This is a genomic window from Methylobacterium sp. Leaf466, assembly GCF_001425565.1.
Classification (GTDB): domain Bacteria; phylum Pseudomonadota; class Alphaproteobacteria; order Rhizobiales; family Beijerinckiaceae; genus Methylobacterium.
The window spans coordinates 24,480-36,493 of record NZ_LMRC01000003.1 but is presented as its reverse complement, the minus strand read 5'-3'; the positions used below and the strand labels follow the sequence as shown (position 1 = coordinate 36,493).

13 protein-coding genes are annotated in these 12,014 nt (G+C 70.6%); 5 read left to right on the top strand and 8 right to left on the bottom strand.

The features are described 5' to 3' along the window. Positions 1-2 precede the first annotated feature (2 nt). On the bottom strand, positions 3-917 hold the full coding sequence (locus ASG59_RS03195; RefSeq protein WP_056406959.1) for a DUF58 domain-containing protein: 915 nt from the start codon (positions 915-917) through the stop codon (positions 3-5). A gap of 9 nt (positions 918-926) precedes the next feature. Further along, positions 927-1,931, bottom strand: coding sequence for a MoxR family ATPase (locus tag ASG59_RS03190; RefSeq protein WP_056406957.1), 1,005 nt, complete (start codon positions 1,929-1,931; stop codon positions 927-929). Positions 1,932-2,117: 186 nt separating this feature from the next. Between ASG59_RS03190 and ASG59_RS03185 the strand changes: the two genes are divergently transcribed. Next, the gene (locus ASG59_RS03185; RefSeq protein ID WP_162245432.1) at positions 2,118-3,272 is read left to right on the top strand and encodes a helix-turn-helix domain-containing protein; all 1,155 of its coding nucleotides are present in this window, start codon (positions 2,118-2,120) and stop codon (positions 3,270-3,272) included. Positions 3,273-3,345: 73 nt separating this feature from the next. Here ASG59_RS03185 and ASG59_RS19695 read toward each other — a convergent pair whose 3' ends face one another. Beyond that, complete coding sequence (locus ASG59_RS19695; protein ID WP_162245431.1) at positions 3,346-3,891, bottom strand: helix-turn-helix domain-containing protein; 546 nt, start codon at positions 3,889-3,891, stop codon at positions 3,346-3,348. A 330-nt stretch (positions 3,892-4,221) separates the two neighbouring features. Here ASG59_RS19695 and ASG59_RS03175 point away from each other — a divergent pair, with 330 nt between their 5' ends. The 4 genes from ASG59_RS03175 (at position 4,222) to ASG59_RS03160 (ending at position 7,119) form a co-directional block, all read left to right on the top strand. Continuing rightward, complete coding sequence (locus ASG59_RS03175) at positions 4,222-4,806, top strand: DUF1285 domain-containing protein (protein ID WP_056281794.1); 585 nt, start codon at positions 4,222-4,224, stop codon at positions 4,804-4,806. After that, on the top strand, positions 4,803-5,504 hold the full coding sequence (locus ASG59_RS03170; RefSeq protein WP_056281791.1) for a CoA pyrophosphatase: 702 nt from the start codon (positions 4,803-4,805) through the stop codon (positions 5,502-5,504). Before ASG59_RS03175 ends, ASG59_RS03170 begins: the two co-directional genes overlap by 4 nt. A 101-nt stretch (positions 5,505-5,605) precedes the next feature. Then, positions 5,606-5,863 (top strand): DUF6111 family protein, encoded by a 258-nt coding sequence (locus ASG59_RS03165; RefSeq protein ID WP_055882298.1) that lies wholly within the window; start codon positions 5,606-5,608, stop codon positions 5,861-5,863. A gap of 38 nt (positions 5,864-5,901) precedes the next feature. Next, positions 5,902-7,119 carry a CCA tRNA nucleotidyltransferase gene (locus ASG59_RS03160; protein WP_244475616.1) on the top strand — a complete coding sequence of 406 codons (1,218 nt, stop codon included), beginning with the start codon at positions 5,902-5,904 and terminating at the stop codon, positions 7,117-7,119. A 16-nt stretch (positions 7,120-7,135) separates the two neighbouring features. Here the strand turns inward: ASG59_RS03160 and atpC are convergent, their stop codons facing one another. From atpC to atpA, 5 genes are all read right to left on the bottom strand, one after another. Continuing rightward, on the bottom strand, positions 7,136-7,537 hold the full coding sequence (gene atpC / locus ASG59_RS03155) for an ATP synthase F1 subunit epsilon (RefSeq protein WP_055882302.1): 402 nt from the start codon (positions 7,535-7,537) through the stop codon (positions 7,136-7,138). A 76-nt stretch (positions 7,538-7,613) separates the two neighbouring features. Beyond that, on the bottom strand, positions 7,614-7,865 hold the full coding sequence (locus ASG59_RS03150; RefSeq protein WP_055882305.1) for a hypothetical protein: 252 nt from the start codon (positions 7,863-7,865) through the stop codon (positions 7,614-7,616). A 4-nt stretch (positions 7,866-7,869) separates the two neighbouring features. After that, complete coding sequence (atpD, locus tag ASG59_RS03145; protein WP_055882308.1) at positions 7,870-9,330, bottom strand: F0F1 ATP synthase subunit beta; 1,461 nt, start codon at positions 9,328-9,330, stop codon at positions 7,870-7,872. Positions 9,331-9,376: 46 nt separating this feature from the next. After that, entirely contained in the window at positions 9,377-10,252 is an 876-nt protein-coding gene (locus tag ASG59_RS03140; RefSeq protein WP_056281785.1) for a F0F1 ATP synthase subunit gamma, read from the bottom strand. Positions 10,253-10,409: 157 nt separating this feature from the next. Beyond that, positions 10,410-11,939, bottom strand: a complete 1,530-nt coding sequence (atpA, locus tag ASG59_RS03135) for a F0F1 ATP synthase subunit alpha (RefSeq protein WP_055882317.1) — start codon at positions 11,937-11,939, stop codon at positions 10,410-10,412. Between the last annotated feature and the right edge of the window lie 75 nt (positions 11,940-12,014).

Below are 12,014 nucleotides of genomic sequence, written 5' to 3'. Positions count from 1 at the left end.
GTTCAGCCTGTCCCGCGGGAGGCGGCGACCAGCGTCAGGAGGCGGAGGGCGGCCTCGCTCGCCGGGCGGTCGGTCCGGTGGGTCGTCACCGTCCAGCCCTGGCCGCGGGCGATCTCGGCGAGGCCGGCCCGGTGCTCGGCGATGCGGGTGCGGTAGGCCTCACCCCAGGCGCCGGCATCGCCGATATGGGCGATCCGGTCGCTTTCGAGATCGTGGAGGACGGCCTGGCCCGTGAAGGGAAAGCTCTCCTCCACCGGGTCCACCACCACCACGAGGTGGCCGCGGGTGCCCCCGCCCGCGATGTGATCGACCGCCGCCTTCACTTCGGGCAGCGGCGAGAGGAAGTCGCTGACCAGGACGACCTCGTCGAAGCGGCCGGGAACGGCGCGGGGCGGGCCGTCGCGGTCGAGCCCGGCGCGGTCCTCGACCAGGACCTGCGCCATGGTCTCGACGACCTTTCGCGAGGCGGTGGCGCGGGTGAGGCCCAGCAGGCCGGTGCGCTCGCCGCCCTCCACCAGCACGTCGGCCAGGGCGAACCCGAGCACCAGGGCACGCTCGACCTTGGAGGCCTGGGCGAGCCGGGAGGCGAAGCCCATGGAGGCGGAACGGTCGATCCAGAACCAGATGTTGTGCACCGCCTCCCACTCGCGCTCGCGTACGTAGAGCCGGTCGTCGCGGGCCGAGCGGCGCCAGTCGATGCGCGCGGCGGCCTCGCCGGCGACGAAGGGCCGGAACTGCCAGAAGCTCTCGCCGGGCCCGGCCCGGCGCCGGCCGTGGAGGCCGTGGGCGAGGGTCGTCGAGACCCGGCGCGACTCCAGGATCAGGCGCGGCATCCGCTCGGCCAGCGACAGGGCGTGCTCGGTCTCGCGCCGACCCGGAGCACGCGCGCTCGCCGGGAGTACCTGGGTCGCGGCCACCGGCGCGACCTAGATCTTGGCCGCGAGCTGGGCGATCAGCCTCGGGATGGTCTCGCCGTCCGCCCGCGCCCCGAAACTCAGCGCCATGCGGTGCTTGAGCACCGGCTCGGCTAGGGCCTTGACGTCGGCCAGCGAGGGCGCGACGCGGCCCTCGATGAGGGCGCGGGCGCGCACCGCCAGCGTCAGCGCCTGGCTGGCGCGGGGGCCGGGCCCCCACAGCAGCTTGCCCTTGAGCGACGGGTCGCCGCCCTCGGGCCGGGCCGAGCGCACGAGGTCGAGGATCGCGTCCACCACAGCGTCGCCCACCGGCAGGCGCCGCACCAGCCGCTGGGCCGTGAGCAGCGCCTCGGTCGACATCACTGCCTGCGGCGCGTGGTCGGCGATCCCGGTGGTCTCGATCAGGATGCGGCGCTCGGCGGCGCGGTCGGGATAGCCGACGTCGATCTCCAGCAGGAACCGGTCGAGCTGCGCCTCGGGCAGCGGATAGGTGCCCTCCTGCTCGATCGGGTTCTGGGTGGCGAGCACGTGGAACGGGCGCGGCAGGTCGTGGCGCTCGCCCGCCACCGACACGAAATTCTCCTGCATCGCCTGCAGCAGGGCCGATTGGGTGCGCGGGCTCGCCCGGTTGATCTCGTCGGCCATCAGGAGCTGGGTGAAGACCGGGCCCTTCACGAAGCGGAACGAGCGGTGCCGGTCGGCGTCCTCGTCCAGGATCTCGGTGCCGAGGATGTCCGACGGCATCAGGTCGGGGGTGAACTGGACGCGGCGCGCATCGAGGCCGAGCACGGTGCCCAGGGTCTCCACGAGCTTGGTCTTGGCGAGCCCTGGCAGGCCCACCAGCAGCCCGTGGCCGCCGGCGAGGATGGTGATGAGCGCCAGGTCGACCACCGTCTCCTGACCGAAGATGACCTTGTGGATCGCATCGCGGGCCGCGCTCACCGACCCGAGACAGGCCTCGGCCGTGGCGACGATGCCGTCATCGAGGGTCGTGGCCGGCGAAGCACCTTGGCTCATGCGTGGTCGTCCCGTGTCGCGCCGCGGCGCTCGAAGGGCGGGAGTGTGGCGCCGTTCGAGGCGTGATGGCAAGGTCGGCGCGACGCCGCAGGAGGGATGGAGGGGCGGCGCGCGCCGGGCCGTCGACCTCGGTACGCCGGTCGTCGGCGTCGTCGGCCGCTCCAGGGCCCGCCCTTGCGAAGACGGGTGCGCCTCGGCGCGACGCGGGGATCCCACCGGCGGATCGGCTTGACCAAAGGGCTGGCAGCGCTCGACACATCAACCGCCACGCTCCATGACCCACGCTCGGTCGAACGGTTCCGCCGGGCGCTCATCATGTCCACGACAACCCGGCATTCGATTCAGCTCGCGGACGGCGACGCCGGCTATCGGCAGGCCGCCTGGCGGGAGGTGATGAGCCCGTCGGGCGAGGTCCTGATGAGCCCGGAGGAAGCGGAGCGCTTCACGACGGAGGGCCGTTGGCGGCAGATCGGGCCGTTGCTGGTCGGACATGTCACCGCCGGCGATTTCCGCCTGGTCCGGACCAAGGCGGCGGCCGAGCGCATCGGCCTCGATCACGTCTTCATCAACGTCTTCCTGGCCGGCCGGGGCGAAGGCGTCTGCGGTCGGCGGCGCATGCGTTTCGAGCCCGGCGCGATGTCGATCACCAAGCTGTCGAGCCCGGCCGACTATCGGCTCGAAGGCATCACGCTCACGGCCCTCGTCGTTCCGCGCCGGCTTCTCGAGGCGGCCATGGGGCCGATCGGTCCCTTCGACGGGCGGGTATACCCGCCGAACTCGGTGGAGGCGCTGCTCGTGGGGGCGCACATCGAGGGGCTTCTCGCGATGCCCGATCCGCTGCCGCCCGCCAAGGTGTCCATCGCCAGTCGCAGCAGCCTCACGCTGCTCGCCGCCTGCCTGTCCAAGTCATCCCTGCAGAACATCGCGAACACGGCCGCGGCCGCGGACGACGAGGCCGAACTCGCCAAGGCCGTGCGGCGCTACATCAAGGAACGCCTCGCCGACCCGGACCTCGGGCCGGACCTGATCTGCCGGCAGTTCGCCTTGTCTCGCGCACGCCTCTACCGTCTCATGCGCGATGGCGGGAACATCGCGGCGACGATCCGGCGGCTGCGCCTGGCCCGCGCGCACGGAGAGATCACGGCGGGGCGACACGCGGACCTCACCTCGGCCGCGGTGGCCGCGCGGTTCGGTTTCCGGCAGGAGCGCAGTTTCCGGCGTGCCTTCGTGCAGGAATTTTCCGTCTCGCCGGCTGCGCTCCGCTCCCAGGCCCGCACCGGACTGCGCGTCCCGCTCCCCGAAGCGGGCCTGGTGATCGTGGGGTGGTTCAACGAACTCTGACGGCAGTCAGGGGGAACGCGAGAGCGCAACCGGCACGGGTTCCGCGGCGATCCGCTCGACGCCGAGGAACCGGTCAGCCGGCGAGTCCTGCCTGGCGGTACGAGCCCGGCGGCATTCCGAAAGCCTTGTGGAAGCTGCGGCTGGCATGGGTCACGCTGCGAAAGCCGCTGGCATGGGCGATCGTCTTGATGGAGCGCGCATCGCCCCGGTGGGCCAGGGCGCCGCGCATCAGGTGCAGGCGCTGCCGCTGCACGCAGGTCGCCACGCCGCCGAGCGGCTCGAGGATGCGATAGAGCACCGTGCGCGAGACGCCGGTGCGGCGCGCGATCCGCTCGGGCGTGAGGTCCGGGCAGGTCGCCTGCGCCGCGATGAAAGCGAGGATCTCGTCGCGCTTGGTGGCCGCCCGCCGCGAAGATGTCGAGCGATCCGCGGACGATGGCGTGATGCACGAGACAATTCCGGCCGCGTCGTGCGGGTCCCTGGAAACCGCCCTCGCCGTTTTCGCTGGTAGCGGCCGTGTCGTCGTAAGCCCACGATGGAGGACGAGCCCTTCATCGACGCTCGCGGTCCAGGTCGGGGATGGCGTTAGACTGTCCTGGACGCGGCTTGTGTCGAACATCACGGCGTTCCTGCTTGGAATTCCAGCCATGAGCGGGAGACAAACGGACGTCAACGCGGTGGAGCGGAAGCGGACAATCTGCTGCGTCGAGCCTGTGCGATTGGCACGAATCGTCCGCCCGCTGGTCGTTCGAGAGGCCAGGGCCCGCCAGGGCGAGGCAGCGACGGACGGCAGGTCCTTTCCTCGGGTCCATTGCGGCGTCCGACACGCGCAGTCGTCCCCCGATTCGACCAGGGACGCCGCGAACCGACGCGTGAGCGGTCGTCGGAAGGCCCACGGCGTGCCCGTCGCCTCTGTCCCCACGCCGGTCCAACCGCTATCGTTCCCCTCATGCCCGAGATCCCCTCCCCCGATCCCGTCCTCGCCCGCCTCACCGCGGCCCTCGGCGCCGAGGCAAAGCGTGGCCTGCCGCCGGTGGAGCGATGGAACCCGGCCCATTGCGGCACGATCGACATGCGCATCGCCGCCGACGGCACCTGGTTCCACGAGGGGGCGCCGATCCGGCGGCCGGCGATGGTCAAGCTGTTCGCCTCGATCCTGCGGTGCGAGGAGGACGGCGGCATCGTGCTGGTGACCCCGGCGGAGCGTGTCGCCATCGCCGTGGAGGATGCGCCGTTCGTGGCCGTCGACATGGCCGTGGAGGGCGAGGGCGACGACAGGCGGATCGTGGTGCGCACCAACGTCGACGACGTCGTGTCCGTCGATGCCGAGCACCGCCTGCGGTTCGAGGAGGTCGCAGGCGGCGGCCTCAAGCCCTATGTGCATGTGCGCCGCGGCTTGTGGGCGCGGGTGACGCGGGCGCTGACCTACGACCTCGTCGCCCTGGGTGAGGAGCGCGAGGTCGACGGCGCGCCGTGGTTCGGCATCGCGGCCGGCGGCGTCTTCCATCCCATCGCACCCGCGGCCGCCGCTTGAACGGCGCGCGCCCCGACAGCCTGGCGGCGTTTCTGGAACGGGCCGCCGCCGGCCTCTCGGCCGATGCCCCCCGCCCCGGCGATCCCACCTCCAATCCGCGCGGCGACCACGACCTCGACGCGGACGGGATCGCCGTCGCCCCGCCCGGCCCGCATCGCCACGCGGCGGTGCTGGTGCCGGTGGTGGCCCGCCACACCGGCCTCTCCGTGCTCTTCACCCAGCGCAGCGCGGGCCTGCGCGACCATTCCGGCCAGATCTCGTTTCCCGGCGGCAAGATCGACCCGGCCGATCCCGGCCCGGCCGGCACCGCCCTGCGGGAGGCGTGGGAAGAGATCGGCCTCGCATCCGAGCGGGTCGGGGTGCTCGGCTACCTCGACCCCTACCTTTCGGCCACCGGCTTCCTCGTGGTGCCGGTGGTCGGGCTGGTGGAGGAGCCCCTCACCCTCGCCCTCAACCCGGAGGAGGTGGCGGAGGTGTTCGAGGTGCCCCTCGACGTGCTCATGGACCCGGCCGGCCACAGCCTCGGTTCCGGCGCCTGGCGCGGCCGGACCCGGCGCTACTACGCCATCACCCACGCGGATCGCCTGATCTGGGGCGTGACGGCGGGCATCGTGCGCAACCTCTACGAACGCCTCTGGGCGCCCGGGGACACCCGTGCTTCGTCACGCCGCGCGAGGCCGTCTGTCGAAACCGGGTAGACGGGACCACCTGAGTCCGTAGGGTTCCGGTCGGCCGCCGGACCGGCCTGCGGGAGCCTCGGACCGGAACCCTCCCCGTATCGAGAGTCCTCGAAGGCATCATGATCGCCAGGATCGTCCAAGAAGCCCTGCTGTTCCTGCTGCCGTGGGCGCTGTTCTACGGCTACCTCGCGCTCAAGGGCCGCAACCCGCACCAGGGCTACCATTGGGAGGGGCAGGTGTTCCGCCTGTTCATGGCCGGCATCGGCCTCGTGGTGGTGTCGCTCGTCCTCACCGGTTTGTTCGGCGAGAGCCATCGCGGAGGCTACGTGCCGCCGCGCCTCGAGAACGGACAGGTGGTGCCGGGCACGTTCCGGTGACCGGGCGGCGCCTCGCATACGACGCTCCGGCCGCCCTCCTGCGTCGCCGGGATGTCGGCCGCGTCCTGCGGGCCCTGGCGGTGCCCGGCGAGGAGACCCGGCCGGTGGGAGGCTGCGTCCGCGACGCCCTCCTCGGCGGGTCGGCCGACGACCTCGATCTCGCCACCACCATCGCGCCCGCCGCCGTGATGGCGCTCGCCGCGGATGCGGGTCTTCGTGCCATCCCCACCGGGATCGACCACGGCACCGTGACCCTGCTCGCCGACGGCACCGCCTTCGAGGTGACGACCCTGCGCGAGGACGTCGAGACGGACGGGCGTCACGCGGTGGTGCGCTTCGGCCGCGATTTCGGGCGCGATGCCGAGCGGCGCGACTTCACCATCAACGCCCTCTCCCTCGACGCCAAGGGCCGCCTGCACGACACCACCGGCGGCATCGCCGACCTCGCGGCGGGGCGGGTGCGGTTCATCGGCGACGCGCCGACGCGCATCCGCGAGGACGCCCTGCGGATCCTGCGCTTCTTCCGGTTCCACGCCCGCTACGGCCTCGGGCCGCCGGACGGGGAGGGTCTGACCGCCTGCATCGCCGCGCGGGACGCCGTCGACGGTCTGTCGCGCGAGCGCATCCGGGCGGAACTGCTCAAGCTCTTGGTCGCCCCCGGTGCGCTGCCGGCGCTGGGCGTGATGGCGCGACACGGTATCCTGGAGCGCCTGCTCGCGAGCCCCGGCGATCTCGATCGTCTCGGGCGCCTGCTCGCGGCACTGCCGCAGGCGGACGGGCTGTCCCGCCTCGCGGCCCTGGCGGTGCGCGAGGCCGGCGACGTCGAGCGCCTGGAGAATGGCCTGCGCCTGTCCCGGGCCGAGGTCCGGCACCTGTCGGCCTACGCCGGCGCCCTGGCCGCCCTCGGAGGGACGCGCGCACGCGATCGTGCGGCCATGCGCGCGCTTCTGGCCGACAACGACGGTCGGGCGCTATCGGAGGCCTCGTCGGTCCTCGACGGCGAGGAAGCGGAGCCGATGATGACCGAGGAGGGCCGGGCCGCCCTGGCGGCGGTCCTCGACGGGACGGAGGCGCGACCGGTGTTTCCCGTCGCTGGCGCCGACCTCGTCGGGCGGGGCGTGCCGGCCGGGCCGGCGGTGGGCCGCGGCCTGAAGGCGGCGCGACGACGATGGCTCGAGGCGGGCTGCCCGACCGAGGCGGCCGCAATCGACGACCTGGTCGCCGTCGCCGTGGAGGCCGCCGGCCGGCCGGATTGAATGAGGGCCGCCTTCCTCAGAAGCTGAGGGCGACCTTGGCGTCCTTCAACTGGACGATCTGGCCGTCGATCTCCTCGCGCTTGGCGAAGTCCTCGGTGGCGTCGCGCTGGAGCTGGAGGGCGGCGATGTCGGCGTCGATGGAGGTCGGGGTGATCTCCTCGAAGGGGTTCGCCCGCTCGGCGATCACCGTCACGCCGGTGGGCCCGATGTCGGCGAAGCCACCGCGAACCAGCACGCGCTTGCCGGCATGGCCGGTCTCGTTGATGACGATCACGCCGACCTTCAGCGCGGTGAGTACCGGGGCATGGCCCGGCAACACCGTCATCTCGCCCTCGACGCCGGGAAGCTGCACGGCTTCGACCTGGCCCGAGTACAGGGTCCGCTCGGGGCCGACGAAGTCGAACTGGAAGGTGGCCATGGCGTCAGGATTCCTGGGGTCGGACATCGTGGAGGACCGCGCCCGGCCGGTGGACCGGGCGCGGTCGAAAATGAGGTCAGCCGCGGCGGCGGTCGGCGACGAAGCCGGCGCCCAGACCGAGGACGGCGCCGATCACCGCGTACAGCCCGATATGCTGGACCTGGCCGCTGGTGAGGTCGCCGCCGCCCGCGCCGGCCGAGGACTTGTTGTCCTGGATCTCGACGCTGAGCGGGCCGATCTTGATCTCTGCCGCCTGCGGGCGGGTGAGGTAGCCCACCAGCCCGCCGGCCACGAGGCCGACGAGCAGAAGCATGGTCTTGGCGTTCATGCGCTCAGGCCGAGGCCGCGAGCTTCTTGGCCTTTTCCTTGGCGTCCTCGATGGTGCCGACCATGTAGAAGGCGGCCTCCGGCAGGTCGTCGTAATCGCCGTTCACGAGGCCCTTGAAGCCCTTGATGGTGTCGGCCAGCGGCACCTGGATGCCCGGCGAGCCGGTGAAGATCTCGGCCACCGAGAAGGGCTGCGAGAAGAAGCGCTCGATCTTGCGGGCGCGCGCCACGGTGAGCTTGTCCTCTTCCGAGAGCTCGTCCATGCCCAGGATCGCGATGATGTCCTGGAGCGCCTTGTAGCGCTGCAGGGTCTGCTGCACGCGGCGGGCGACGTCGTAGTGCTCCTCGCCGAGGACGGTCGGGTTGAGCATGCGCGAGGTCGAGTCGAGCGGATCCACGGCCGGGTAGATGCCCTTCTCGGCGATGGAGCGCGAGAGCACCGTGGTGGCGTCCAAGTGGGCGAAGGAGGTGGCGGGCGCCGGGTCGGTCAGATCGTCGGCCGGCACGTAGATCGCCTGCACCGAGGTGATCGACCCCTTGGTGGTGGTGGTGATGCGCTCCTGCAGGGCGCCCATGTCGGTGGCCAGCGTCGGCTGGTAGCCCACCGCGGAGGGGATGCGGCCGAGCAGCGCCGACACTTCCGAGCCGGCCTGGGTGAAGCGGAAGATGTTGTCCACGAAGAACAGCACGTCCTGGCCCTGATCGCGGAAATCCTCGGCGATGGTGAGGCCGGTGAGCGCGACGCGCGAGCGTGCGCCGGGGGACTCGTTCATCTGGCCGTAGACCAGCGCGCACTTGGAGCCCTCGGCCGAGCCGTTGTGCTCCTTGGGGTCCATGTTGACCTTGGACTCGATCATCTCGTGGTAGAGATCGTTGCCTTCGCGGGTACGCTCACCCACGCCGGCGAACACCGAGTAGCCCGAGTGCACCTTGGCGATGTTGTTGATGAGCTCCATGATCAGCACGGTCTTGCCGACGCCGGCGCCGCCGAACAGGCCGATCTTGCCGCCCTTGGCGTAGGGGGCCAGCAGGTCGACCACCTTGATGCCGGTCACCAGGATCTGCGACTCGGTCGACTGCTCGGAATAGGCCGGCGCGGGCTGGTGGATGGCGCGCAGGGTGTCGGACTGGATCGGGCCGGCCTCGTCGATCGGCTCGCCGATGACGTTCATGATGCGGCCCAGGGTGTTGAAGCCCACCGGCACCATGATCGCCTCGCCGGTGTCGGTGACCTCCTGGCCGCGCACGAGGCCTTCCGAGGTGTCCATCGAGATGCAGCGCACGGTGCTCTCGCCGAGCTGCATGGCGACTTCGAGAACGAGGCGGTTGCCGTTGTTCTTGGTCTCCAGCGCGTTCAGGATCTCGGGCAGGTGGCCGTCGAAATGCACGTCGACCACGGGGCCGATGACCTGGGTGATGCGGCCGACCTTGTTGGAGCCGGCGCCGGGGGTAGCGGTGTTCGCCATGATGAGGTCCTTACGATGCGGTGGCGCCGGGGCGCCCGAATGGGTGTTAGAGGGCTTCGGCGCCCGAGATGATTTCGATCAGTTCCTTGGTGATCATGGCCTGACGCGTGCGGTTGTAGATCTGCGTCTGCTTCTTGATCATCTCGCCCGCGTTGCGCGTGGCGGAATCCATGGCGCCCATGCGCGCGCCCTGCTCGGAGGCCGCGTTCTCCAGGAGCGCGCGGTAGACCTGAACGGTGAGGTTGCGCGGCAGCAGCGTGTCGAGGATGGCCTCCTCGTTCGGCTCGAACTCGAGGGCCGCGTCGGGGGCGGTGGCGCCGGTCGCAGGCAGTTCGGCCGGGATCAGCTTCTGGGCGGTGGGGATCTGCGAGATCACCGAGCGGAAGCGCGAGTAGAACAGGGTCGCCACGTCGAATTCGCCCGCCTCGAAACGGGCGATGATCGACTCGGCGATCTCGGCGGCGAACTCGTAGTCCACCGGCCGGGTGCCGCGAATGTCGCGCGCCTCGATGATCTGGTCCTTGAAGATCCGGCGCAGGAGGTCGTTGCCCTTCTTGCCGACGGTGAGGATCTTCACCGTCTTGCCCTCGGCCATCAGCCTGCGGGCGTGGTCGCGGGCCATGCGGCCGATCGACGAGTTGAAGGCGCCGCACAATCCGCGGTCGGCGGTGCAGACCACGAGCAGATGGGTCTGGTCCGAGCCGGTGCCCGAAAGGAGCTTCGGCCCCTGCACGCCGCCGACGAGGTTGGCCGCAAGGTTGCCGAGCACCTGGGACATCTTCTCGGCGTAGGGCCGGCCGTTCTCGGCAGCGTTCTGAGCGCGCCGCAGCTTGGCGGCGGCGACCATCTGCATCGCCTTGGTGATCTTCTGCGTGCCCTTCACCGAGGTGATGCGGTTGCGCAGATCCTTCAAACTCGGCATCGGCTGACTTTCAGATCCGTCTCGGTTCGACCCTGGGGCGGCTCTCCTCCCCCTTGCGGGGAGGAGTCGGAGGTGGGGGTGGTGCCGAAAGGGTCACGCCGTCTCCGGCATCGCCCCCACCCCTGACCCCTCCCCGCGGGGGGAGGGAAAAAGCGCCTTACTTCATCGCCTTGATGACGCCCTCGATGGCGCCCTTCAGGGTGCCGGCGCTGGCGTCCGACAGGTCCTTCGAGTCGCGGATCGTGCCCAGGAGGTCGGCGTGCTTGGTACGCAGGGTCGAGAGCAGCGCGTCCTCAAACGCACGGATCTTGTTGACCGGGATCGCGTCGAGGTAGCCGTTGACGCCGGCGTAGATCACCGCGACCTGCTCTTCCATCTTCAGCGGCGAGAACTGCGGCTGCTTCAGGAGTTCGGTCAGGCGCGAGCCGCGATTGAGCAGCTTCTGGGTCGATGCGTCGAGGTCGGAGCCGAACTGGGCGAAGGCGGCCATCTCGCGGTACTGCGCGAGCTCGCCCTTGATCTTGCCGGCGACCTTCTTCATCGCCTTGGTCTGGGCCGAGGAGCCCACGCGAGACACCGAGAGGCCGACGTTCACCGCCGGGCGAATGCCCTGGTAGAACAGGTCGGTCTCGAGGAAGATCTGGCCGTCGGTGATCGAGATCACGTTGGTGGGGATGTAGGCCGAGACGTCGTTGGCCTGGGTCTCGATGACCGGCAGCGCGGTCAGCGAGCCGTTGCCGGCGGCGTCGCCCATCTTGGCGGCACGCTCGAGCAGGCGGCTGTGGAGGTAGAACACGTCGCCGGGATAGGCCTCGCGGCCCGGCGGGCGGCGCAGCAGCAGCGACATCTGGCGGTAGGCGACGGCCTGCTTGGAGAGATCGTCGTACACGATCACGGCGTGCATGCCGTTGTCACGGAAGTACTCGCCCATGGCGCAGCCGGCGAAGGGCGCGATGAACTGCATCGGCGCGGCATCGGAGGCGGTGGCGGCGATGATGATCGAATATTCGAGGGCGCCGTTGTCCTCCAGCACCTTCACGAACTGGGCCACCGTCGAGCGCTTCTGGCCGATGGCGACGTAGACGCAATAGAGCTTGGCGTTCTCGTCGGTGCCGGCGTGGGCGGCCTTCTGGTTGAGGATGGTGTCCAGCGCGATGGCGGTCTTGCCGGTCTGGCGATCGCCGATGATCAGCTCGCGCTGGCCGCGGCCGACGGGGATGAGCGCGTCGATGGCCTTGAGGCCCGTGGCCATCGGCTCGTGCACCGACTTGCGCGGGATGATGCCCGGGGCCTTCACGTCGACGCGGCGACGCTCGGTGGTGGCGATGGGGCCCTTGCCGTCGATGGGGTTGCCGAGGCCGTCGACCACGCGGCCGAGGAGCGCCTTGCCGACCGGCACGTCGACGATGGCGCCGGTGCGCTTGACGGTCTGGCCTTCCTTGATGTCCCGGTCCGAGCCGAAGATCACGATGCCGACGTTGTCCTGCTCGAGGTTCAGCGCCATGCCGCGCACCCCCGATTCGAACTCCACCATCTCGCCGGCCTGGACGCTGTCGAGGCCGTAGGCGCGGGCGATGCCGTCACCGACCGAGAGGACCTGGCCCACCTCGGTGACCGCGGCTTCCTCGCCGAAGTTCTTGATCTGCTCTTTCAGGATCGCGGAGATCTCGGCAGCGCGGATGTCCATCGTTCGGCCTCTTCGAAAACTTGAAAAACACTGGGTGTGGGACAGGATGACGGGATGGACCGGGCCGCGAGAGCC